This is a genomic window from Castellaniella sp. (assembly GCF_047971665.1).
Taxonomy (GTDB): Bacteria; Pseudomonadota; Gammaproteobacteria; order Burkholderiales; family Burkholderiaceae_B; genus Castellaniella.
Genome location: NZ_JBKEAA010000020.1, coordinates 49,952 through 73,346, shown reverse-complemented (window position 1 = coordinate 73,346; position 23,395 = coordinate 49,952). Strand labels below are relative to the sequence as shown.

Here is a 23,395-nt window from a genome sequence, read left to right as displayed (position 1 = left end):
TCACACGAATCAAGGAGATTGCGTTGAGCCCTGGGGCTGGGGCAGCAGGTAGATCTGATCAAAAACGCCGCCATCGGAAAAATGTCGTTTCTGCGCCTCGGTCCAGCTCGAGGCGATCTCCGCGACGGTGAACAACGTCAGGCGGGGAAACTGAGCGGCATGACGCCGGGCCACGGCCTCGGAGACGGGCCGGTAGTGGTTCCGGGCGGCGATCTCCTGACCGGTCTCACTGTACAGATAGTCCAGATAGGCCTGCGCCACATCACGTGTGCCGCGCGCATCGACCACGTTGTCCACCACCGCCACCGGTGGTTCGGCCCGGATGCTGACAGAGGGCACGACGATCTCCGCTCGATCGGCGCCCAGGGCTTCGATCGCCAGGAACGCCTCGTTTTCCCAGGTGAGCAGCACATCGCCCAGGCCGCGCGCGATGAACGTCATGGTCGATCCCCGTGCCCCCGAATCCAGCACCGGCACCCTGCGGTAGAGCTTGCCGACAAAAGCGCGTGCTTTTGTCTCGTCGCCGCCGGATTTCCGCAGGGCATAGCCCCAGGCCGCCAGGTAATTCCAGCGCGCACCGCCCGACGTCTTGGGATTCGGGGTAATGACCTGCACATCCTCCCGGATCAGATCGTCCCAGTCGTGAATCCGCCTGGGATTGCCTTTGCGAACCAGAAAGACAATGGTGGACGTGTACGGGGTGCTGCGCTGCGGTCGTTGCTGCTGCCAGTCCCGGCGGATGGCGCCTCGCGTGGCGATGGCATCGATATCAGGCGCCAGCGCCAGCGTCACCACATCGGCCGGCAGACCGTCGATGACCGCGCGTGCCTGTTTTCCCGAACCGCCATGAGACAGCCGGATCGTGACGCGATCGCCCGTTCTGTCATGCCAGTATCGGGCAAAGGCAGCGTCATAAGCCTGATACAGCGCGCGCGTCGGATCGTAGGATGCGTTCAGCAGCGTCACATCGGCCGCCCCCGCCGCATGAGTCAGACTCAGAAGGGCCGCCATCAGCGGCAGGCCTCGGTGTTGCATGAAAGGAACCTCGTGATACAAAAGGGCGAGGCATCAGCGTAAAGCGTTCCTGTGCGAGATCGAACGAATCGTTTTGTCCATGGATATGAGCGCTGCGCATTATGCGCGCCTGATCTATGCGTATGCGCGCATCGATGTCCATGCGCGCAAGGCCGCGTGGTCGGCGCGCGGGCGGGCGGGGACCATCCGCGCCCTCAGGATTGGGGCGGCAGGTATTGCGGTTTCAGAATGTCCCGCAACCGGTCATAGGGAATCAACAGTTCCGGCTGCCCCCAGGCGTAGGGGGCGATCTCGTAGGGCTGATATTTGACCAGCATGCCCAGATCGGTCAATCCGACGTTGTCCGTGGGCGCAAAAGGCCACATGCGGTCGAAATTCTCCCGGTTGTCGATGGCATCGGCATGCTGATCCAGCCAGCGGGCATGTTCGACGCGCAGCGCCGCCTCAAAAGCCGGACGGGCGCCTGACATCAGCAGGTTGTCGATCGTCAGGGCTTTTTCGGCGGCATTGTCCCAGTTCAGCAACTGCGATCCGGTAATGCCATGCGCCATACCGGTCCGGTACTGACCCGCATCCAGCTCGACCACCGTCAGATGCTCGTTGCGATAGCGCGTCCGGGCCGTCAGCTGGACCTCGTCCCTGGATCCGGCGGCCTTCCAGTAATAGGCTTCGAAACCCGCCAGCGTATCGTAGGGCGGGGCGCTTTGCGTATCGATCCAGGTCATGGACGCCAGGGCGTGATCGACCAGTTGCGTCAGGCGCGGATGCCCGGGAAAGGCCAGGGAGTCGATCATCAGCTTGGGGCATTCTCCCCGGCATCCCGGCCGTTCGCGTGATAATTCCACCGGCTGCGTGAACAGGCCTTCCTGGCGGGTCTGCTGATCGAGTTGCGCGGGCACCAGGCTGATGTTGTCCCGAGGTCCGCTGGCGCAGCCGGCCAATGTCAGAACGAGCGCCATCGCCGGCAGCGCGGCACGCAGGGAAGACAGCTGACGGATTTCGGCGGGCGAGGACATCGGCATGGGCCTCATGGGCGGAACGGCCACAGGCGCAGCGACCGCGGGCAGGGCGGGGCAATCCTGAGACCGGATCATGGATAATAAAGGCTTTCCACTTGGGGCAGCCGCATGCTCAGAATCTACCACAACCAACGATGCAGCACGTCACGCAAGGCGCTCGAGGCGCTTCAGGCCACGGCCCAGCCCGTCGAAATCATCGAGTATCTGCGGGCCTTGCCGTCGCGGGACGAATTGCGTGAACTGATCCGATCCTCGGGCCTGACGGTGCGCCAGGCCTTGCGCACCAAGGAAGCCGCCTATGAGACGCTGGGGCTGGCGGATGCGTCGCTGACGGATGAACAATTGTTCGAGGCCATCGAGCAGCACCCGGTGCTGTTGAACCGGCCCTTCGTGGTGACCGACAAGGGTTCGCGTCTCTGCCGGCCGTTCGAGGTGATCCAGGAAATTCTCTGATAGGACTGCTGACCATTTCTGTTCAATTCCGGTGAATTCCGGACTGCCGACCGCCGACTGCCAGTGAGGGTATCGTGTTCAACTTCATGTATGACCTGTCCGAATGGGCCATGTTTACGGTCTGTGTCTTGCTGATCGGCGCGCTCACTGTGATCGCGCTGGGGGTGATGAGCGCCTTGCACCGTCTCTGGCCACCCGTTGCGCACGGCCCCAGCATGGTCAGCACCATGCTCTCGGGCATTCTGTTGCCGACAGGGATCGTGATCGCCTTTGTCGCCTCCGATATCTGGCAGCAGGAAGCCAAGGGGCGCATTGCCGTCGAGCAGGAAGCCATCGCCGTGGCCGACGCACTGCGTGTCGCCCAGCGTCTGCCGGTCGAGCTGCGGGAACAGGTTACTGGGGGGCTCGATGATTACATCCGCGAAGTCGTCGAAAACGAATGGCCGCTGATGAGCAAAGGCGGTTCGAGCCGGGTCGCTGAAGATCAACTGGAAACGCTGGGCATCATTGCCGCGAAGATCGGAACGCAGTCCAGGTCGCCTGATCTGCATCGAGCCGCCGAGACCCTGTGGCGATACATGACGGACATCGAAAAAGCGCGCAACCAGCGCCTGCTGGTCTCGCATAGCCAAGTGGCATCGTCGAAATGGTTTGCGATGCTGGTGCTGCTGTTCGTCGCCGCGTGCGTCCTGTGCGAGCTGCACCTAGGACAGCGCCGGCCTTTGGCGCTGTCCATGACCCTGTTTTCCCTGGGGTTCGGCGCCACGCTCTATCTGATCGCCTCGTTCGACCGTCCCTTCACGGGCAGCACCATCATCGAGCCGACCCCCCTGTCCGTCTTGCTGATCAGAGGGTAGGGGGCCGCGTGCGCCGGCCGCCCGGTGATGGATGGGCGCTGATTCCGCTCAAGGCTGGGCAGAAGGAACGCCCGCCGGGAAGCTGCGTGTGCGGTGCGTCACCGGCAGGCCGCGTCCCTTGAGCAGGATGTTCCAATAGAACCAGGGAAGGAAACTGCGCTTGAGCCACCAGTAAAAACGTCGTGGAACGCGCGGATCGCACGGAAAACTGGGGGTGATCGCGCCACCGTAGGTGAACTCTGCCAACAACACCTTGCCGCGCGACGTCGTCAGCGGGCAGGCGGCATAGCCATCGTAACTCTCCACATTGCCGGCACCGCGCAGGGCGCTCAGCAGATTGAGCGTCAGTACGGGGGCCTGGCTCTTGATGGCGGCGGCCGTCTTGCTGTTGGGCGTCGAGGTGGAATCCCCCAGGCCGAAGACATTGGGATAGCGCGTGTGGCGCAGTGTGTGCTTGTCCACATCCAGCCAGCCCCCGGCGTCGGCCAGCGGGCTGTTGCGAATGAATGCCGGCGCGCCTTGCGGCGGCACGACGTGCAGCAGATCGTAGGCGACCTCCTCGCGCACGGTCTTGCCATCGACCACCGACTCAAAGACGGCAATCTTTTCCTCGCCGCGCACCTGAACCAGATTCTGGCCGTAGTGCGGCTGCGCACCGTATGACGCCATGATCTTGTCCAGCGCCTGAGCATAGAAGGGCACACCAAAGATCGCCGCGCCTGCGGTGCGAAATTGCAGACTGTCGGCCTTGATGCCCCGGCGGCGGAAATGATCAGCGGCCAGATACAGCGCCTTTTGCGGCGCGCCCGGGCATTTCACCGCGCCCGCGGGCTGGGTGAAGATCGCAGTGCCGCCCTGGAACTGGCGCACCAGTTCCCAGGTATAGGGCGCCAGATCGTAGCGGTAGTTGCTGGTCACGCCGTTTTTCCCCAGCGCGTCGGCCAGCCCCTCGATGGCGTGCCAGTCGATCTGGATTCCGGCGGCTACCACCAGATAGTCATAGGCCACCTGATCACCGTTTTCCAGCGTCACCAGGCGCTCGTCGGGCAGCAAAGCCGTCACGCGCTGCGCGATGTGACGCACGCCGTCAGGCAGGCAATCGTGCAGCGGACGGCGGGTGTCCTCGGCCTTGTAGGCGCCACCGCCGACCAGCGTCCAGGCGGGCTGGTAATCGTGATGGGCCGCAGGGTCGACGACGGCAATGTCCAGCTTTGGATCATGGCGCCGGAGCTGAGCCGCCACCGTGGTTCCGCCGGTGCCGGCGCCGACGATCACGACAGTGTGTTTGCGAACGGATGCGTGGGTCATGAAAAGCCTCGAAAGAGTCGGATGGGGCCTGGGGCGGGGCGCCCGGCGGCACGATGCAATCATTCTAGGAGGCGCACGCCCGGAGTTGAACGACCGATGGGCTATGTCTTTATGACTTTCCCGTCAAGAAACCCTCGGGCAGGCATGGATATTCGGGCCGATTCGATCCGTCGCGGAACGGGGCGAGGAGGTCTTTTCGGCCCTGGCTCGGGGGCCGAAAGGCCGTGTGTTAAAACCATGGATTTGATGGCCGAGCTCCCCGAGTGTGCCGCCGGTCGAGCATCGGATCGCCTTCTCATCCCACCTTATGAAATCACTGCCTGCACATCACGATCTCGAGACATTGACGGCGCTTGTCGAGGGCCGCGTACAGGGCGTTGGCTTTCGCGCGGCCACTGTTCGCCAGGCGCATCTGCTCAAGCTGGGTGGCTGGGTACGCAATCTGGCCGACGGCCGGGTTGAAGTCCTGATTCAGGGTGAACACACCGCAATCGATCAGATGCTGTCGTGGCTGCTTCAAGGTCCGCCGGCGGCCCGGGTCACGGGCGTGTCACATGTGGAGACCCGGACTGAGCGCCATTACGAGCGGTTCGAGCAGATCTGAGCCGGTGTGACGCAGGAACCCGATTGAACTAATCGGGTTCCCGGCGATCCAACCCTGAATCTTGCTGATTCTGGCAGGACTCAACCTGATTTGAGGAATGCATGAAACGATTCATCATCATGGGCTTGATGGCCACCGCTCTGGGAACCGCCGTATCTGTCCAGGCTCAGGCCGGTGAGACCATCACGATCTACCAGGATCCAAACTGTGGCTGTTGTTCGGGCTGGGCACAATACATGCGCGCCGAGGGGTTCGATGTACGCGAGGTTCAGTCCGCCGATCTGGCGGCGATCAAGACCCGTCTGAACGTGCCGATGCAGCTGGCTTCCTGCCATACGGCGCAATTGGAATCGAGCGGTCAGATTGTCGAGGGACATGTCCCGACGGCCGTCGTGCGCAAACTGCTGGCTTCGAAGGACACCCGCGGCGTCTCCGCGCCCGGCATGCCGGGCAATGCGCCTGGCATGGGCCCGATGGATGGCAATCTGATGACGTACGATTTCAACGCTATGCCTTTCTCACGCGACTGAGGACGGCTGTCAGGCTTGTCCATGGCGGGTCGCTCATGTGCGACCCGCCATGGATAACCGGGGCTTTGGCGTCGGATCTGCCCGGATCTGTTATTCGCATAATGTATATTATGTAAAATGTATGAATAAAGCGAAACCAGGTCGCCACCGATCCGCTGCGAGGCGTCCGCATCATGAAGTGATCCTGGAAGACGCTAAGGTCTGAGCAAATGCCAGGTCAATCTGGCTGCCGCACGGGCGGTATGGTGGTCGATATCGAAATCCGGATTCATTTCCGCCATATCGGCCAGACGCATCTTTCCGCTGTGCTTGACCGCCTGCACACAAGCCTCGACGACGCACATGGGCACACCCAGTGATGCGGGAGCCGACACACCGGGCGCCGTGCTGGCGGGCAACACATCCAGATCAATCGTCAAGTAGACCAGGTCGGCGTCTGCGAGCAATCCTGCGATCTGTTGCAGGCGCTCGGGCAAATGCCGCTCCTGCATGTCCGAATCCTCGACATGGCAGACATTCAGGGTCTGAGCGTGATCGTACAGACTCCGGGTATTGCCCACGGGCGAAACGCCAAGACACGCATACTGAATCGGCAGACGGTGAATTCGGCCATATTCGAGGATCTGGTCGAAAGGGGTTCCCGATGATCCCGGCCGGCTGGTACGCAGGTCGAAATGCGCATCCAGATTGATGATCAGGATGCGCGGCGGCGGACCACCCTCTTCTTCCAGATGCGCGGCGAGCCCCTGAAAGCTGGCCCAGGCAACCTCATGTCCACCACCGAGCGTGACGGGCCGCGCACCGGCGTTCAGTGTCTCGGCAATCTTGCGCGCCTGGATTTTCTGAGCCTCTTCGAGGGCATCGCCTTCGCAGACCGTATCGCCCGCATCCCAGAAACGCGTCAGATCGTGCGCGGGCAGGTTGGCCAGCATGCGCCGGATCGCCTCGGGGCCCTTGCGGGCGCCTGGGCGCCCGTGGTTGCGCCGTACCCCCGCATCGCTGGCAAAACCCAGCAAGACACTGTCCCCTGCCCCATAGCCTGTAGGCTCGAGGCGCACGACCTGATGCAGCCTGCGCGTATCTCCGCTTTCTGATGTGTCCTCGCGCCCTTTCCACAGCGAGTTGTTCATGATGCGCCTGTCTCCATGGGCCCTTTGCTGAGTACGGCTTGCAGAAAGGAACGCGTACGCTCGTGTCGAGGTTGCTGAAAAATGACGTCTGGCCGATCAGCCTCGATCACTCTGCCATAGTCCATGACAACGACGGTATCCGCCATTTCCCGCGCAAAGCCCATTTCATGCGTCACGACCATCATCGTCATGCCTTCCTTGGCAAGCAATTTCATCACTTGTAGAACCTCTCCGACAAGCTCTGGATCCAAGGCGGACGTAGGTTCATCGAACAGCATGACTTCCGGCTCCATGGCCAGCGCTCTTGCAATGGCCACCCGCTGCTTCTGTCCTCCGGAAAGGCTATTCGGCATGGCTTGTGCTTTCGCCTCGAGCCCGACTTTAGTCAGCAGCGCCAACCCTTTTTCATCGGCTTGCGCAACAGAGACGCCACGCAGGGTACGTGGGCCGATGGTGACATTCTCGAGCACAGTCAGATGTGGAAAAAGATTGAAGGACTGAAACACCATACCGACGCGGGTCCGCAGGTGATTCAAGGCCTTTTCCGGCATGAGCTTGCCTTGATCGAGTAATCGCTCACCACAAATATCGATCGTTCCCTGTTGGGCGATTTCCAGACCATTGCAGCAGCGCAACAGTGTACTCTTGCCCGAGCCGCTAGGGCCTATGACGACCACGACCTGGGACCTGTCGACCTCCAGATCAATTCCCTTGAGGACAGCGTTCTCGCCATAGGATTTATGCAGCTGACAAATCTGGATCATGATATCGGACGCGCTCATTGCACCATTCCTCCAGCCTGCAAACGCAGTTCGACACGGCGAAGGATTCTCGATGTGGCGCTGGTGAGTATCCAGTAGATCAGCGCAATGATGAGATAGACCTCGAGAGAGCGGTAAGACACACTGATGATCTTCTGGCCTTCGTGCATGACGTCATGAATCGTGACGAGAGAAACCAATGCTGAATTTTTGATCAGAGCGATGAACTCATTGCCCAGCGGCGGAATCATGCGCACAAAGGCTTGCGGCAGGATGATCTTGATCATTGCCTGAGTTGAGGACATTCCAAGAGAACGCGCCGCCTCGATCTGCCCTTTGTCCACTGACTGGATTGCGCCTCGAACGACCTCGGATACGTATGAGGCGGAATACATGCCCATGCCGAGTACGCCGCAGACAAAAGCCGGCAGAAGAATGCCAAATCTGGGCAAACCAAAGAACCAGATAAAGAGCTGTACCAGCAAAGGCGTCCCGCGAAAGCATGATAGATAGATGCTGCATGCTTTATAGATGATTCGACGCTGTGGATTCAGCCGGCCGATGCCGATCAACAGGCCCAGGAAGCAGGAAAGCAGCAGCGCGCACACGGTGACCTCAACGGTCACCCATGTGCCTCGCAGCAAGTCTTCCCAGCCGACAATCGCAGGGGTGAAATCGAGATTCATTTCTTGTTCTCGAACCACTTTTCGACCAGCCGCTGGTACACGCCATTGGCCTTGATCGTCCTCAGCGCCTGATTGAGCTCCTTGGTCAGTTCAGGCTCATTCTTACTGACCGCAATGCCGTATTCTTCTGTCGTGATCTGCTCATCAAGCACAGTAAAACCAGGGTTTTGCTGGGCAAAAAGTTTGGCCGCGGGTTTGCCGGTGACGGCGGCATCCGCCCGGCCGATGTCCACCAAGTTGAACATCTCCTGATTTTTCTCTACCTCGACCCGCTGCACCTTGGAATAGTGTTCCTGCATGTAATTCACGGATTTCGTGCCGACCTGCACCGTGACGCGCTTGCCGTCCAGATCCTTCAATGTCTTGATTGGTCCTTCGCTCTTGGTCAGTACGACAAGCCCGCCAGCATAGTATGAATCCGTGAAGTCCACCGCTTGCTTGCGAGCATCCGTGATGTAGATCGCTGACATGGCGGCATCCGCGCGCCCTGAAATCACTGCCGGGATGAGGCCCTTGAAATCGATATCGGTCCAGGCAATTTTCTTGCCCATGGCTTGAGCCAGAGCTTCGGTCAACTCGATGTCAAAGCCTGTCCGTTTTCCATCTACAGTCATCTCCATAGGTGGAAACGTGGGGTCGGTGACCACGCGAATGGTGTCTGATGCAGCCTGGCTGGCGATCGAGGCGCTGCCCAAGGTCAGGGCGAGCAAGGTCATTCGGAGGGTCTGGGTAAGTTTCATGTAATTCTCCTTGGTAGGGGCAAGTCTTGAAGTCAAAGTTTCTGCAACTGCGACGAAATATGCGCGGCCGCGCGCACAGTCATTTCGATCAACCGGTCTTCCTGACCTTGCGCCCGAAGTGCGGGCGCCATCATGGTGATGACTGCGACGGCAGGATGATCTGCATGCTGGAACAACGGTGCACTTGCTCCCCAGATACCGGCATCGAGTTCGCCGTTGGATGCGGCATAACCCAACGCTTGTATCTGATCCAACTGTCGCTCCAGCACTGTCCGAGACAGACCATTCAATAACTGCGCCCTCTCCAGCTCATCGAGCGCAACACGCCGTTGCTCAGCATGCATGAAGGCCAGCAACGCCTTGGCGGAGGCCCCCCTGCAAAGTGGCAGAATCCGGCCCTTGACGAAGGAGCAGCGTAGAGGGTGTTGGCTTTCCACCATATCGAGACAGACAAGCTGATGCCCGACAGCCACGAGCAATCCAATTGATTCCCCGCTCTGCACGGATAGCGTCTCCATCCTTTCATGTGATTCCTGCGCAAGGAACGAGGACTGATCGAATCCCCAGGCGAGGGGCACGCACATGGGGCCGGGGTAGAACTCATTGTCCCGCCCGATGACGAAGCCCCACCGCCGCAACAGAGACAACTGGCGATATAGCGTGCTTTGCGCCAGACCAGTCAACCCGATCAATTCCGAGATGGCGGCTCCGCGCCCCAGCCGGGCCAGCGTCGCTAAAACAAGCAGAACTCTTTCTGAGCTACCTTTGGCAGCGACATGATCTATCTGCATGCGGAGACAGCACCTTATTCTTCAATCGATTGATTGAATCATAAGTATTTTTCGATAATTTTTATTGTTTTATTCTCATCTGACGAGAATATTGGGGAAACTACTGAATCAATCGAACGCAAGACTGGATGTCTACCGGGTCGTACTCCTTTTCTTTGATCGCAAGCAAGTCAGCGATACAAGGCAGTTCATCAGATGAAACTGATGGCCGTGAGCCGGTCTCTTCAGATATGCGAATCGTTCAGTTCGCCGCGACCAAAGCCATCTCGGCGGCGGCCGTCGCATGAATCGCTGTAGCGTCGAACAGCGGCACACAGGCGTCTTTCTCGCCCACCAGCAACGAAATCTCCGTGCAGCCCAGGATGATGCCTTGAGCGCCACGCTCGACGAGGCGCCGCATCACATCGCGATAGCATTGCCGCGAGGTCTCTTGCACCCGGCCCAGGCAGAGTTCCTCATAGATCACGCGATGCACCAGGCTGCGATCCGCCTGGTCGGGCACGAGAACCTCGATGCCGTGTCGCTCTTCCAGCCGGCCACGGTAGAACGCCTGCTCCATCGTGAACCGCGTGCCGAGCAGCCCGACGCGGGATATTCCGGCCTTGCGTATCTCAGCGGCCGTCGGATCGGCGATATGCAGCAGTGGCGTCGCCACCGCCGCCTCGATCGCCGGCGCCACCTTGTGCATGGTGTTGGTGCACAGCACGACGAAATCCGCGCCGGCCCGCTCGAGCGCGCGCGCCGCATCGGCCAGCATGATACCGGCCGATGCCCAGTCTCCCTTGTGTTGCAGGCGCTCGATTTCAGCGAAATCGACGCTGTACAGCACGATCTTTGCCGAATGCAAACCGCCCAGACGGGCCTTGACCGCCTCATTGAGATGGCGATAGTAAGGAACGGTGGATTCCCAGCTCATGCCGCCAAGCAGGCCGATGGTTTTCATGAGGGTTTGCGTCATCTCTCGTCTGTCTGGTGTCCTGGGGGCTTGAGGCCGGCGACCAAAAGGCACTGCTTGCCCATGACCTCGAAAATCATGCAGGCCGGTGCTTTCAAACCTAACACTGAATCACCCCACCCGCCACGCCAGGACTGCCAGCGCCACGCCCAGCACCGGCAGCGTCAGCACCAGCCCCGTGCGGCAGTATTGCTTCCAGCCGATGCGGATGTCCCGGCCACGCAGCACATGCAGCCACAGCAGGGTCGACAGGCTGCCGATGGGGGTCAGTTTGGGGCCCAGGTCGCAACCGATCACATGCGCGTAGATCATCGCCTCGCGCACCACCCCTTGGGCTTGAGAGGCCTCGATCGACAAAGCGCCGATCAGGACCGTGGGCAGATTGTTCATCAGCGAAGACAGGGTCGCGCTCAGGATTCCCGTCCCCAAGGTGGCCGTCCACAGTCCCTGCCTGGCCAGCCAATCCAGCGCGTGTGTCAGCAGGCCCGTCAGCCCTGCATGGCGCAAGCCATAGACCACCAGATACATGCCCAGAGCGAATAGGATGATCTGCCAGGGCGCACTGCGCACCCGGCGCAGAACCGGAATGCGTCCGCCCTTGCCCGCCACGACAGCCAGCACCAACGCGCCGGCCGCCGCGGTCGCGCTGACCGGGACGCCCAGCGGCTCGAGCACGAAAAAGCCCAGCAACAGCCAGGCCAGCACGCCCCATCCGGCCAGAAAGGTCGGCCGGTCGTTGATGACCGTGGCGGGTGCCGCCAGACGTTGCACGTCATAGCGCGGCGGGATGGCACGGCGGAAAAGCCCCCCCATCACCGCCAATGAGGCCAGGATGACGGCAAGATCGACGGGCGCCATGATCTCCGCATAGCGGGTAAAACCGATGCCGAAATAATCCGCGGTGACAATATTGACCAGATTGGATACGACCAGCGGCAGGCTGGCGGTATCGGCGATGAAACCCGCCGCCATGACGAAAGCGAGTGTCGCCCCGGAAGAAAACCGCAACGCCGCGAGCATGGCGACAACGATCGGGGTCATGATCAACGCCGCTCCGTCGTTATTGAACAGGGCGCTCACGGCGGCGCCCAACAGCACCATCAGGACGAACAGGCGCTCTCCTCTGCCGCCGCCCCAGCGAGCGACATGCAGCGCGGCCCATTCAAAGAATCCGGCGGCTTCCAGCAGCAGGCTGATGATCACGACCGCGACGAAAGTTCCGGTGGCGTTCCAGACGATCCCCCAGACCACGGGAATGTCCGCGGGTTGAATGACCCCGGTCAACAGCGCCAGCCCCGCTCCCAGGCACGCACTCCAGCCGATGCCCAGACCTTGCGGTTGCCAGATGACCAGCGCCAGCGTCAGGACGAACAGCGCCAAAGCCATCATCGAGCGTCAACTCCCCAGCCAGCCCGCTGCGCTCAGCAGCGTCGTACAGCCCAGGAGCGCGAACAGCGCGGCGGCAACGCCATGCACCACGCGCACAGGGAGCCGACTGGCGGCGCGATCGCCGAAATACACCGCCGGTACGTTGGCCAGCATCATGCCCAAGGTGCTGCCGCCCACGACCGCGACCAGATTGTCGTAGCGCGCAGCCAGGGTCACAGTGGCGATCTGGGTCTTGTCTCCCATCTCGGCCAGGAAAAACAGCGTGATCGTGGCCGTCAGCACCCCCAGCCCGCGCATCGGTCGTGGCGCCTCATCGAGCTTATCGGGGATCAGCAACCAACAGGCCATGAGCAGAAAGGAAATGCCAAGAATCCATTTCAGCATGACGGGATCGAGCAGTTGCGCCACCAGTTGACCCACCAGGCCCGCCAGCGCATGGTTGAACAGTGTGGCAATCAGCACGCCCAGACAGATCAGGCCAGGCCGGTGGTAGCGGGCGGCCAGCATCATGGCCAGCAGTTGCGTCTTGTCGCCGATTTCACCCAGGGCAACCACGCCGGTGGAAACAAGAAAGGTATCCATGACAAAGAGATCCGGGGCTGACGCGACTACGCTTCCACCGGCCCCTCGCGGCGGAAAACGCAGTCAGCGGTCTTGCCAGGCCCCGGAATGCAAGATACCGGCGGGCTGCGGGCGCCATGACCGGATGGCCAAGTGTGTTGACGCCCGCACTGCGCGCGGCAAGTCATCCTGACAGGACGGACCTGGGCGCGAGTCGGCTACTCCCCGATGACGGGTGCGCGAATTATACCGGGGTTGTTCCGTCCACAGGGTGGTTTTTCGCCGGAGACGGTCCGCAGATGACCGGACTGCGTCCCGGTGATTCCCATGCGAAACGCAAGGCTGAATCAGGCGGGTCGGGCCGCTTTGTCGTATGATGGCTTCCTACTCGTTTTACATACAGATTCGATCCCACTCATCATGCCCTCAGGTACCCGAATCGTCGAATTCGACCGCCCGGACATGGCTGTCGGCACCCGTACGGTGGCCGAAGCCTGGGCCCGGGTGAATCCGCCGCTCTCTCCCCAGGAACGCAGCTTTCAAAAGGACCGCGTCCGGCGGCTGCTGAAATCCCGCAATGCCGTCCTGGTTGCGCACTACTACGTGGATGCCGACATCCAGGATCTGGCCGAGGAAACCGGCGGCTGTGTCTCCGACTCTCTGGAGATGGCCCGTTTCGGACGCGATCACGCGGCCCAGACCCTGATGGTCTCGGGCGTGCGTTTCATGGGCGAAACCGCCAAGATACTGTCTCCCGAAAAACGCATCCTGATGCCCGACCTGGACGCCACCTGTTCTCTCGATCTGGGGTGTGATCCCGTGGCGTTTGCCGCGTTCAGGGCGCAGCATCCGGACCGGACAGTGGTGGTGTATGCCAACACCAGCGCCGCCGTGAAGGCCCAGGCCGACTGGATGGTGACCTCCTCCATCGGCCTGGACATCGTCTCCGAATTGCACCGGCAGGGCCAAAAGCTCCTCTGGGCGCCTGACCGTCACCTGGGTTCCTACATCCAGCGTGAGACCGGCGCCGACATGATCCTGTGGCAGGGTTCCTGCACCGTGCATGACGAGTTCAAGGGAATCGAGCTGGATCTGATGCGCAAGGAACATCCCGGCGCCCTGGTCCTGGTGCATCCCGAATCGCCCGCCGCCGTCGTGGCCCAGGCCGATGTCGTCGGATCGACCTCGCGGCTGCTGGCCGCCGTGACCGAATCACCGGCCATGACCTTCATCGTGGCCACCGACCAGGGCCTGCTGCACAAGATGCGTCTGGCCGCGCCCGACAAGACTTTCATCGCAGCGCCGACAGCGGGTGAGTCCGCGACCTGCAAAAGCTGTGCCCATTGCCCCTGGATGGCCATGAATTCCCTCAAGGGCATTGCCGATGCCCTTGAATTCGACACCCATGAGATCCACCTGGATCCGGCCATCGGGCGTCAGGCCAAGGTCTGTATCGACCGGATGCTGGATTTCGCGGCGGCGCGTCGCCGCAATACGCGTCCTGGTCCGGATCTGGCCCGGGAACAGGCCCTGTTCTCGGGAGTCGGCCCGGCATGAGCCATTCTGCTTCTTCTTTGCGCAATCCCCACGCCCCCTTCCCGCCCGCCCTGCAGTCGGCCTTCGAGACCAATATCGAACAGGCCCTGCTCGAGGATATCGGAACGGGCGACGTCACCGGCCTGCTGATTCCCGATCAGCAGATCGAAACCGCCCGCGTCATCGTCCGTGAGGCGGCGGTCCTGTGCGGCGCGCCCTGGTTCGAAGCCGTGATGCGCCGCATCGATGGACAGATCGAACTGGACTGGGCCTATGCCGAAGGCGACGAGATGGCTGCTGATTCCGTGGTCTGCCGTCTGCGCGGCCCGGCCCGCGCGCTGTTGACCGCCGAACGCACGGCCTTGAATTTTCTGCAGCTGCTCTCCGGCGTGGCCACGGCCACCCGCCGTTACGTCAATCTGATCGCGGGCACCCGGGCGGCCATCCTGGATACCCGCAAGACGCTGCCCGGCCTGCGCCTGGCCGAAAAATACGCCGTGCGGGTGGGCGGCGGCCAGAACCAGCGGCTGGCTTTATATGACGGGATCCTGATCAAGGAAAACCATATCCTGGCGGCCGGCGGCATCGCCGCTGCCTTGCGTGCCGCGCAAAAGATCTCGGGCGGCGTCCCGATCCAGATCGAAGTCGAGTCCCTGGACGAATTGCGGCAGGCGCTGGATGCCGGCGCCGTATCCGTACTTCTGGACAATTTCGATCTGGATGACCTGAGCGCCGCCGTCACGCTCAACGGGGGACGTGCCTTGCTGGAGGCCTCGGGCGGCATCCATCACGACACGGTCGGTGACATCGCCCGTACGGGGGTCGATCGGATTTCCATCGGCAGCCTGACCAAGGACATCCGGGCCACCGATTATTCCTTGCGCATCGTCTGACCAGTCTCAGCGAAAGCCCTCCTCGGGCGTCATGACCGTGGGCAGCGCCCGGGGCAACGTCCAGGGGAAATCCTGGCAATAATGCAGGCCCCGGCTTTCCTTGCGCGACAGGGCGGCCGCCACCACCAGCGCCGCGACCTGAATCAGGTTGCGGCATTCCAGCAGATCGCTGGTGACCCGGTGTTCCTGGTAATACGACTCGATCTCCTGGTTCAGCAGGTTGATGCGCTGATGCGCACGGCCCAGGCGCTTTTGTGTGCGCACAATACCGACATAGTTGGACATCAGGCGGCGGACCTCGTCCCAGGCATGCGTCACCAGGACAGCCTCTGAGCTGTCCCGCGCCCGGCTGTCATCCCAATCGGGCACTTGGCCCTCCAGGGGCTCGGCAGGCGGCAGGACATCGATGTCATGCGCGGCGTTGCGGCCGATCACCAGGCATTCCAGCAGCGAATTGCTGGCCAGGCGGTTGGCGCCGTGCAGGCCGGTATAGGCTGTCTCTCCCACGGCATAGAGACCGGGGATATCGGTGCGCCCGTTCATGTCCACCACCACTCCGCCGCAGGTGAAGTGCATTGCCGGGACGACCGGGATCGGTTCACGGGTCATATCGATGCCGAATTCCAGACAGCGGGCATGAATGGTCGGAAAATGCTCACGAATGAACTCGGGCGTACGGTGGCTGATGTCCAGATCCACATGGGTCAGGCCGCGTTTCTTGATCTCGAAATCGATGGCGCGGGCCACTACGTCACGCGGCGCGAGCTCCAGCCGCTCGTCGTGCCATTTCATGAAGCGCTCGCCCGCCTGGGCGCCCGCCGAGGCCGGCAGGCGCAGTACGCCGCCTTCTCCCCGCACGGCCTCGGAAATCAGGAAGGACTTGGCCCGGGGATGGAACATGCAGGTCGGATGGAACTGCATGAATTCCATGTTGGCCACGCGGCAGCCCGCCCGCCAGGCCATGGCGATCCCGTCGCCCGTGGAGGTATCCGGGTTGCTGGTGTGCAGATAGACCTTGCCCGCGCCGCCCGTCGCCAGCACCACGCAGGAGGCCAGGACCGTGTGCACGCGGTCGGCCTGTTCGTCATAGACGTAGGCGCCCAGGCAGCGCGCGGGTTGATTGTCCGGAATCGGGCCACCGTCGGCCAGGATGCGGCTGGTGATGAGCTCGACCCCCGAGTGATATTCCAGCAAGGTGATGTTGTGATGGGTCCGAACCTGTTGCTCCAGCGTGAGCTGGACCAGATGGCCGGTGGCGTCGGCCGCATGAATGATGCGCCGCTGGCTGTGGCCGCCCTCGCGGGTCAGATGAAAGCCCAGTTCGGCGCCCTGATCGGGTGTGAATGGCACCCCAAGCTCGATCAGCCAGTCGATGGCCGAACGGCCCTGCTCGACGATATGGCGTGTTGCGTCGATGTCGCACAGTCCGGCGCCGGCCACCAGCGTATCGGCGATATGCTCGTCGTGGCTGTCCTGAGAGTCCAGCACGGCGGCAATGCCGCCCTGGGCCCAGTTGCTGGCCCCATCGAGCAAGGCTTTTTTGGACAGCACGGCGACTTTCTTGTCGGCGGCCAGGTGCAGTGCCACCGTCAGGCCAGACAGGCCGCTGCCGATGATCAGGACGTCGTATTGGTGATCCATGACTCTTTTTGGTTGGCGGATGAATCTCCGGACTTGCCGGGCCGGTGGATCATTCTATATCCGATTCACCTGATTCACGGCCTGCCGGTCGTTCCGGCCCGCCGGCGCGCTCGAAGCCGGCGATTGGAATCGAAAAAACCCTGCCGCAGTCAACGACCGCTGCAGGGTCACGCAAAGCATCGCGATCCGGTCCGCCCAGCCCGATGCGCCGGGACGGACCGGTCACAAAAATGGGGAAGAATTACTGCGCCGCACCGGCGATCAGCCACTCGACCACTTTTTTGATCTCATCGTCCTTGATCGCGACATTGGGCGGCATCGGAATGGGGCCATAGACGCCCGAGCTGCCTTCCTTGATGTGCTTGGTCAGGATTTCGGCAGCGTCGGCCTGCCCCTTGTGCTTGGCGGCAACCTCGGTATACGCGGGTCCGACGACTTTCTTGTCGACCGAGTGGCAGGCGAGACAGGCATTCATGGTCAGAATGCTCTGGACATCGGCAAACGTGGGCGCAGCGTGAGCGACCTGGCCCATGGCCAACAGAGGAAGGCTCAGTACGAGCGCGGATATTTTCATGTGAGAGTCTCCGTCAAACAAGGAAGTTACCGAGAAGCGCCTGCGGGCGTCCCGCATCGCCCCGCCGCTGAGCAAGCCTGCAGCGAAGTGCCACATTACACCACGGCCGGCAAACCTGCGATAGATTACCACTATGATCTGTAGGTTATCGCCTCCGGACACCTTTTCCCGGGTGCGCGACCGGCCTATCATGGAATCGAACGTCATCCTTGCGGAGTCTTGCCATGATCAGCGGTGCGCTGCCTCCCCCCTGGGACATCGAGACCTGGCTGAACGTCCATGACACGGCACCCACGCTGGAGTCGCTGCGCGGCGCCGTCGTGGTCGTGCACGCGTTCCAGATGCTGTGTCCGGGTTGCGTATCCCATGGCCTGCCCCAGGCCAGGATGATTCATGAGTCTTTCCCGCCTGGACGCGTTCAGGTCATTGGCCTGCACACCGTATTCGAACATCATGACGCCATGGGGGAGACCTCCCTGCGGGCGTTCGTTCACGAATACCGGATCCGCTTTCCCGTCGGCATCGACCGCCCTTCCCCGACCGGCAATCCGATCCCGCTGACCATGCAGGCCTGGGGATTGCAAGGCACACCGACCCTGGTGATTCTGGACGTCCGGGGCGGTATCCGGTTGCATCATTTTGGACGGCTGGACGACCTGCGGGTAGGCGCGGTCATCGGTCAGCTTCTGGCCGAGGCGGATTCGGCGTCCCGATGAACCCCGCCAGCAGATCGATGGGAATCGGGAAGACCAGCGTCGACGATTTGTCACCCGCGACCTGCGCCAGCGTTTCGAGATAGCGCAGCTGCATGGAGGCCGGTTCCTGGGACAGGGTATTGGCTGCATCGGCCAGCGCCTGAGCCGCCTGACGTTCCCCTTCGGCGTGGATGACCTTGGCACGGCGATCGCGCTCGGCCTCGGCTTGGCGCGCCATGGCGCGCACCATGGTCTCGTTCAGGCCGATATCCTTGATTTCGACATTGGTGACCTTGATGCCCCAGCCATCGGTCTGGGCATCCAGAATGGTCTGCACGTCCTGGTTCAGTTTTTCGCGCTCGGCCAGCATCTCGTCGAGCTCATGCTTGCCCAGCACAGCCCTGAGCGTCGTCTGCGCCAGCTGGCTGGTGGCCTCCAGGTAGCGTTCGACCTGAATGATGGCCTTGGCGGGCTCGACCACCCGAAAATACACCACGGCATTGACCTGGACCGAGACGTTGTCTCGGGAAATCACATCCTGAGGGGGAATATCCAGCGTCACCACGCGCATGTCCACCCGCACCGCCTGCTGCAGAAAGGGAATCACGATGATCAGCCCCGGTCCTTTGGTGCTGGTGTACCGGCCCAGGGTGAAGATCACGGCGCGCTCATATTCGCGCAGAATGCGGAACAGCTTGAACAGCACGAACAGCAGGAGGGCGAGGATGCCCAGGCTCAAGCCCGTATCCAGTTCCAGAAACATCATGTGGGTTCTCCCGGAGAAACATCCCGCTCGGGGACGGGTTCGACTTCCAATATCAGGCCGCGTTCGGCCCGGACGCGCACGGTCTGACCCGGCATCAGGCGCATGTCCGCATGCACCTGCCAGATCTCGCCGCGCACCAGGGCGCGCGCCCTGCCCCGGATGTCGGAGGCCTGGACGACCTCACCGATCATGCCGGGCAGTTCTTCGTTGCCGCCCCTGGCACGGCCGCGATGCGCCTGGATGGCGATGATCACGGCCAACAGCAGAATCAATCCCAACAGCGACAGCGCCCAGACCGACTGGGAGCCGAAATAAACCAACAGCATCTCTCTTCCCCAAGCATAGGGTCGGCCTCCCGGCGCAGGCCGCAACGGCATCGGCGTCGATTCGGTCAGCCGACAGAATGACGCCTGGCGTAGTCGTTCATCGCCTCCGCCAGAATCAATGCGTGATTATGTTCCAGATCCTTGGCGCCGAAAACCAGGGTGATGCGCCGGCCCCGGGCCGCCTGGAAAACCTCGCCCATGCGGGCCTGTGCCTGCGCATCCTGCAATTCGGCGGCGTAATCGTGGCGAAAACCCTCCCAGTGCTCCGGCTTGTGACCAAACCAGGTCCGCAAGGCCGGACTGGGAGCCAGATCCTTGCACCACAGATCATACTTGAGCGCAGCCTTGGACAGGCCGCGCGGCCAGAGCCGGTCGATGAATACGCGCAGGCCGTCGGTATTTTCGGGTTCTTCGTATACACGCTTGATCTGTACGGGCGATTTCATGGTGCCTGCCTTGCGGATTCCCTGTCAGGAGATCTCCAGCCGTTGCCTCCCGCCACCTCGCCGCCTGTGCGCGGTCCGGATTCGATTCGGCTGGCGCGCAACAGCCCGCCAGGGCCGTTGCACGTCCCGCCTTATTTTTCGCTGGGGTGCGTCATATCGAGCGGGACGATCCATTCATCGTACTGCGCATCATTCAGAAAGCCCAGCGCCAGCGCGGCTTCCCGCAAGGTGCTGTGTTCCTTGTGGGCTTTCTTGGCGATCGCGGCTGCCTTGTCGTAGCCGATGTGGCGGTTCAGGGCCGTCACCAGCATCAGGTTCTTTTTCAGGTTTTCCTCGATCCGCGGCAAGTTGGGCTCGATGCCCGTGGCGCAGTGTTCGTCGAAAGACAAGCAGGCGTCGGCCAACAGACCGATGCTTTCGAGCACATTGTGCACCATGACCGGCTTGTAGACGTTCAGCTGAAAATTGCCCTGGGACCCGGCGAAGGCCACGGCGGCATCGTTGCCATAGACCTGGGCGCAGACCATCGTCATGGCCTCGCATTGGGTGGGATTGACCTTGCCCGGCATGATGGAGGATCCCGGTTCGTTTTCCGGAATCAGCAGCTCGCCGATGCCGCAGCGAGGGCCGCTGGCCAGCCAGCGCACGTCGTTGGCGATTTTCATCAACGCACCGGCCAGGGTGCGCAACGCCGCCGAAAGGCTCACCAGCGCATCGTGAGCCGACAGCGCGAAGAATTTGTTTTCCGCACTGCGGAAAGGCAGCCCGGTGATGTCGGCGATGCGGGCCGCCGCCAGTTCGCCGAAACGCGGATGCGCATTCAGGCCGGTCCCCACAGCCGTGCCGCCGATCGCCAGGTCATAGACCCCGGGCAGCGCCGACTGGACCGTATCCAGGGCGAAATCGATCTGCGCAACCCAGGCGCTGATTTCCTGGCCCAGCGTGATCGGCGTGGCATCCTGCAAATGAGTGCGGCCGGTCTTGACGATGTCCTCGAAGGCCTTGGCCTTGGCATCGAGCGTGGCGCGCAGACGGCCGACGGAGGGGAAGAAATGGCGCGCCAGTTCCTCGGCCACGGCGATATGCATCGCCGTGGGGAACGTATCATTGGACGATTGGCCGCGATTGACGTGATCGTTCGGGTGCACCGGCGTCTTGGAGCCCACCTGCCCGCCGGCGATCTCGATGGCGCGGTTGGAAATGACCTCGTTGGCATTCATGTTCGACTGGGTGCCCGATCCGGTCTGGAACACTACCAGCGGGAACTCGCCGTCGAGCTTGCCTTCGATGACCTCGTCAGCGGCCTGCACAATCAGCTTGCCGATGTCGGCCGGCAATTCGCCCAGTTCGGCATTGGCCTGGGCGGCGGCCTTTTTCAGTACGCCCAGGGCGCGGATCACGGGAGGCTGCCAGCGGAATCGGGCCACACCGATCGGAAAATTCTGAATGGAACGCTGCGTCTGAGCGCCCCAGTAGTGGGCGGAAGGCACCTCGATGGCGCCCATGGAATCGGTTTCTGTCCGGCTTTCAGCCATGATGTCAAACTCCAGAAAATGAGGATGGGGGAACGGGTTCTCGCGTCAGCGTGTCGGAAGGCGGGCATCGATCCGCCCAGCATCGCGCCACGTCGAGCATCCGGTTGGCGAAGCCCCATTCGTTGTCGAACCAGATCAGCAGATTGACGAACCGGCCTTGATTGACCCGGGTCTGTCCCAGGTCGACGACGGCCGAGTGCGAATCGTGATTGAAGTCCACAGAAGCATGGGGCAGATTGGTACAGGCGATCAGATCCGGCCGCGCCCGCGCCGCCTCTGCAAAAAGAGCATTCAGCGCGTCTTGCGTCGTGTCCCGGCGCAGATTGACGGCCAGATCGATGGCCGAGACGTTGAGGATCGGAACCCGCACCGCTTTGGCCTGGATGCGGCCCGCCAGGCCCGGCAGCAGGCGTTCGATGCCCTGGGCCAGGCCCGTCGCGACCGGCACGATCGACTGCATGGCCGAGCGGGTGCGGCGCAGATCGGCATGGTGATAGCCATCGATCATGGGCTGATCGTTCATGACTGAATGCAGTGTGGTCAGGAAAGCGTTGTCCACGCCCAGATGACGCTCCAGCAGATCCAGGATCGGCACGGCGGCATTAGTCGTGCACGAGGCCGCCGACACAATGCGCTGCCCGGCCTGCAGTTCATCGTCATTGATGCCGTGAACGATGGTGCTGTCCACGTCGGCTGCGCTCTTGCCGGGATGCGAAACCAGAACCCGTGGGCAGCCGGCATCCAGAAAGGTCTGCAACGCGTCGCGGGTGGAAAAGGCGCCGGAGCATTCCAGCAGCAGGTCGAATTCCAGTGAGTTCCAGGGACCGTCAGCGGGTTCTCGCGCATGAAAGACAGAAATCGCCTGCCCCGCGATGCAGAGCCCGCCATCGATCACGCCGACGGCCCCCGGAAAGACGCCATGCGTCGAATCGAAGCGGGTCAGGTACGCCATGGACTCCAGGTCGGCCGGCTCATTGATCGCCACGATGCGCAGGCGGTGCCGGTGCGCGGATTCCATCCATGCGCGCAGCACGCAACGACCGATCCTGCCATAGCCGTTGATGGCGACCCGCAAGGGGCGAATGGCTGAGGCTTCAGGGCAATCGGAAGACATGAGAGGCGGCTTCGCGGTTCAGGGGACGGCGCGCCGGCCGGCGACCATGCTGCGCGGCTCATCGCGCAGAAACGCGTCGATGTTTGCACGCACCTGCTGAATCACGGTCCGGATGGCGGACTCGCTGGCCCAGGCCACGTGTGGGGTCAGAATGAAGTTCGGATGGTCCAGCAGACGCATCAGGGGATGATCCGGCGCGGGCGGCTCCTGGGACGAGACGTCGAACCCCGCCCCGCTGATCTGGCCGTTGCGCAGCGCGTGTTCCAGGGCGTGCTCATCGACCAGGCCGCCGCGCCCCGTATTCACGAGCAACGGCCTGCGCTCCATCAGAACGAACTCGGCCGCGCCGATCATGCCGCGAGTCTGCGCGTTGAGCGGGCAATGCAGGCTGATCACATCGCTGGTGCGCAGCACCTGCTCGAAGTCGACGTAGTCGTCGCCCGGCTTGCCCGCGCCGCGCCGCGCGGCAAACTGGACATGCATGCCGAAGGCGCGGGCGATCCCGGCCACGGCCTCGCCCAACGCGCCCCGGCCGATGATGCCCAGTGTCGATCCGGCCAGATCGCGCACGGGAAAATCGAAATAGCAGAATTGGCCGCTTTCCTGCCAGCGGCCCTCACGGACCGACTGGCGATAGGCAAGCAGGTTGCGCTGCAGGGCCAGCATCAGGGCGAACGTATGTTCCGGCACCGTATGCACGGCATAATCGCGCACATTGGACACGACGATGGCGCGCTGATTGCAGGCCTCCAGGTCAACATTGTCGGTGCCGGTCGCGGCGACCGCGATCATGCGCAGGCGCGGCGCTGCCGCGATCGCGACGGCATCGAGCACAACCTTGTTGACGATCACGATATCGGCGTCACGGATGCGCCCGATCACCTGATCGGGCGTGGTGCGCGGGTACTGCACCAGGTCGTGGGGCGTCTCCGGGCCCATGAAATTCTCTGTCGCCGGCAGGGAATCCCGGTCCAGGAAAACAATACGCAGGGGTTCCACGGAAAGAGGCCTCGTCGAAAAACAGCGTCAGCAGGATAGTCTACCTCATGG

General features: G+C 62.2%; 26 protein-coding genes and 1 riboswitch. Of the genes, 7 read left to right on the top strand and 19 right to left on the bottom strand.

From position 1 onward, the window contains the following. Positions 1-9: 9 nt before the first annotated feature. Positions 10-1,035 carry a sulfate ABC transporter substrate-binding protein gene (locus ACK5JE_RS08600; RefSeq protein WP_416801283.1) on the bottom strand — a complete coding sequence of 342 codons (1,026 nt, stop codon included), beginning with the start codon at positions 1,033-1,035 and terminating at the stop codon, positions 10-12. Positions 1,036-1,229: 194 nt separating this feature from the next. Continuing rightward, the gene (locus tag ACK5JE_RS08595; protein WP_416801282.1) at positions 1,230-2,057 is read right to left on the bottom strand and encodes an RsiV family protein; all 828 of its coding nucleotides are present in this window, start codon (positions 2,055-2,057) and stop codon (positions 1,230-1,232) included. 105 nt (positions 2,058-2,162) lie between these two features. On the opposite strand from ACK5JE_RS08595, the gene arsC reads away from it, so the two are divergent. Together arsC and ACK5JE_RS08585 are read left to right on the top strand one after the other, a co-directional pair. Then, positions 2,163-2,507: an arsenate reductase (glutaredoxin) gene (gene arsC / locus ACK5JE_RS08590; RefSeq protein WP_416801281.1), complete on the top strand. Its 345-nt coding sequence runs from the start codon at positions 2,163-2,165 to the stop codon at positions 2,505-2,507. Positions 2,508-2,581: 74 nt separating this feature from the next. Then, positions 2,582-3,364 (top strand): hypothetical protein, encoded by a 783-nt coding sequence (locus ACK5JE_RS08585; protein ID WP_416801280.1) that lies wholly within the window; start codon positions 2,582-2,584, stop codon positions 3,362-3,364. Positions 3,365-3,412: 48 nt separating this feature from the next. Here ACK5JE_RS08585 and ACK5JE_RS08580 read toward each other — a convergent pair whose 3' ends face one another. Then, the gene (locus ACK5JE_RS08580) at positions 3,413-4,672 is read right to left on the bottom strand and encodes an FAD-dependent oxidoreductase (protein WP_416801279.1); all 1,260 of its coding nucleotides are present in this window, start codon (positions 4,670-4,672) and stop codon (positions 3,413-3,415) included. Positions 4,673-4,979: 307 nt separating this feature from the next. On the opposite strand from ACK5JE_RS08580, the gene ACK5JE_RS08575 reads away from it, so the two are divergent. Together ACK5JE_RS08575 and ACK5JE_RS08570 are read left to right on the top strand one after the other, a co-directional pair. After that, entirely contained in the window at positions 4,980-5,276 is a 297-nt protein-coding gene (locus tag ACK5JE_RS08575) for an acylphosphatase (RefSeq protein WP_416801278.1), read from the top strand. Between the two features lie 101 nt (positions 5,277-5,377). Then, positions 5,378-5,806 carry a DUF411 domain-containing protein gene (locus tag ACK5JE_RS08570; RefSeq protein WP_416801277.1) on the top strand — a complete coding sequence of 143 codons (429 nt, stop codon included), beginning with the start codon at positions 5,378-5,380 and terminating at the stop codon, positions 5,804-5,806. Positions 5,807-6,000: 194 nt separating this feature from the next. On the opposite strand, the gene hutG is transcribed toward ACK5JE_RS08570, so the two are convergent. The 8 genes from hutG to ACK5JE_RS08530 form a co-directional block, all read right to left on the bottom strand. Then, the gene (gene hutG, locus ACK5JE_RS08565) at positions 6,001-6,936 is read right to left on the bottom strand and encodes a formimidoylglutamase (protein ID WP_416801276.1); all 936 of its coding nucleotides are present in this window, start codon (positions 6,934-6,936) and stop codon (positions 6,001-6,003) included. After that, entirely contained in the window at positions 6,933-7,700 is a 768-nt protein-coding gene (locus ACK5JE_RS08560) for an amino acid ABC transporter ATP-binding protein (RefSeq protein ID WP_416801415.1), read from the bottom strand. The genes hutG and ACK5JE_RS08560 overlap by 4 nt, the downstream gene beginning before the upstream one ends. Before the next feature lie 14 nt (positions 7,701-7,714). Beyond that, on the bottom strand, positions 7,715-8,383 hold the full coding sequence (locus tag ACK5JE_RS08555) for an amino acid ABC transporter permease (protein ID WP_416801275.1): 669 nt from the start codon (positions 8,381-8,383) through the stop codon (positions 7,715-7,717). Then, a complete protein-coding gene (locus ACK5JE_RS08550) occupies positions 8,380-9,123 on the bottom strand; it encodes a transporter substrate-binding domain-containing protein (RefSeq protein WP_416801274.1) in 744 nt (247 codons plus the stop codon). Before ACK5JE_RS08550 ends, ACK5JE_RS08555 begins: the two co-directional genes overlap by 4 nt. Positions 9,124-9,155: 32 nt before the next feature. Next, positions 9,156-9,914 carry an IclR family transcriptional regulator gene (locus ACK5JE_RS08545; RefSeq protein ID WP_416801273.1) on the bottom strand — a complete coding sequence of 253 codons (759 nt, stop codon included), beginning with the start codon at positions 9,912-9,914 and terminating at the stop codon, positions 9,156-9,158. 241 nt (positions 9,915-10,155) lie between these two features. Continuing rightward, entirely contained in the window at positions 10,156-10,857 is a 702-nt protein-coding gene (locus ACK5JE_RS08540) for an aspartate/glutamate racemase family protein (RefSeq protein WP_416801272.1), read from the bottom strand. Between the two features lie 123 nt (positions 10,858-10,980). Beyond that, positions 10,981-12,258: an arsenic transporter gene (locus tag ACK5JE_RS08535; RefSeq protein WP_416801271.1), complete on the bottom strand. Its 1,278-nt coding sequence runs from the start codon at positions 12,256-12,258 to the stop codon at positions 10,981-10,983. A 6-nt stretch (positions 12,259-12,264) separates the two neighbouring features. Then, the gene (locus ACK5JE_RS08530; protein WP_416801270.1) at positions 12,265-12,840 is read right to left on the bottom strand and encodes a TMEM165/GDT1 family protein; all 576 of its coding nucleotides are present in this window, start codon (positions 12,838-12,840) and stop codon (positions 12,265-12,267) included. Between the two features lie 75 nt (positions 12,841-12,915). Next, positions 12,916-13,058, bottom strand: a riboswitch (yybP-ykoY riboswitch). 181 nt (positions 13,059-13,239) lie between these two features. Between ACK5JE_RS08530 and nadA the strand changes: the two genes are divergently transcribed. Together nadA and nadC are read left to right on the top strand one after the other, a co-directional pair. Beyond that, on the top strand, positions 13,240-14,376 hold the full coding sequence (gene nadA / locus ACK5JE_RS08525) for a quinolinate synthase NadA (RefSeq protein WP_416801269.1): 1,137 nt from the start codon (positions 13,240-13,242) through the stop codon (positions 14,374-14,376). Continuing rightward, entirely contained in the window at positions 14,373-15,248 is an 876-nt protein-coding gene (gene nadC, locus ACK5JE_RS08520; RefSeq protein ID WP_416801268.1) for a carboxylating nicotinate-nucleotide diphosphorylase, read from the top strand. The genes nadA and nadC overlap by 4 nt, the downstream gene beginning before the upstream one ends. Positions 15,249-15,254: 6 nt before the next feature. On the opposite strand, the gene nadB is transcribed toward nadC, so the two are convergent. Next, complete coding sequence (gene nadB / locus ACK5JE_RS08515; RefSeq protein WP_416801267.1) at positions 15,255-16,889, bottom strand: L-aspartate oxidase; 1,635 nt, start codon at positions 16,887-16,889, stop codon at positions 15,255-15,257. Positions 16,890-17,130: 241 nt separating this feature from the next. Beyond that, a complete protein-coding gene (locus tag ACK5JE_RS08510) occupies positions 17,131-17,463 on the bottom strand; it encodes a c-type cytochrome (RefSeq protein ID WP_416801266.1) in 333 nt (110 codons plus the stop codon). A 224-nt stretch (positions 17,464-17,687) separates the two neighbouring features. On the opposite strand from ACK5JE_RS08510, the gene ACK5JE_RS08505 reads away from it, so the two are divergent. Beyond that, complete coding sequence (locus tag ACK5JE_RS08505) at positions 17,688-18,179, top strand: TlpA family protein disulfide reductase (RefSeq protein WP_416801265.1); 492 nt, start codon at positions 17,688-17,690, stop codon at positions 18,177-18,179. Here the strand turns inward: ACK5JE_RS08505 and ACK5JE_RS08500 are convergent. The 6 genes from ACK5JE_RS08500 to ACK5JE_RS08475 form a co-directional block, all read right to left on the bottom strand. Continuing rightward, on the bottom strand, positions 18,136-18,921 hold the full coding sequence (locus ACK5JE_RS08500) for a slipin family protein (RefSeq protein ID WP_416801414.1): 786 nt from the start codon (positions 18,919-18,921) through the stop codon (positions 18,136-18,138). The two genes, ACK5JE_RS08505 and ACK5JE_RS08500, sit on opposite strands and share 44 nt — an antisense overlap. Further along, on the bottom strand, positions 18,921-19,250 hold the full coding sequence (locus ACK5JE_RS08495) for an NfeD family protein (RefSeq protein WP_416801264.1): 330 nt from the start codon (positions 19,248-19,250) through the stop codon (positions 18,921-18,923). The genes ACK5JE_RS08500 and ACK5JE_RS08495 overlap by 1 nt, the downstream gene beginning before the upstream one ends. 65 nt (positions 19,251-19,315) lie before the next feature. Beyond that, the gene (locus tag ACK5JE_RS08490) at positions 19,316-19,696 is read right to left on the bottom strand and encodes a DUF488 domain-containing protein (RefSeq protein WP_416801263.1); all 381 of its coding nucleotides are present in this window, start codon (positions 19,694-19,696) and stop codon (positions 19,316-19,318) included. Positions 19,697-19,827: 131 nt separating this feature from the next. Then, complete coding sequence (gene fumC / locus ACK5JE_RS08485) at positions 19,828-21,231, bottom strand: class II fumarate hydratase (RefSeq protein ID WP_416801262.1); 1,404 nt, start codon at positions 21,229-21,231, stop codon at positions 19,828-19,830. Between the two features lie 4 nt (positions 21,232-21,235). Continuing rightward, entirely contained in the window at positions 21,236-22,345 is a 1,110-nt protein-coding gene (locus tag ACK5JE_RS08480) for a type I glyceraldehyde-3-phosphate dehydrogenase (protein WP_416801261.1), read from the bottom strand. A gap of 18 nt (positions 22,346-22,363) precedes the next feature. After that, on the bottom strand, positions 22,364-23,335 hold the full coding sequence (locus ACK5JE_RS08475; protein ID WP_416801413.1) for a D-2-hydroxyacid dehydrogenase: 972 nt from the start codon (positions 23,333-23,335) through the stop codon (positions 22,364-22,366). Positions 23,336-23,395: the final 60 nt, after the last annotated feature.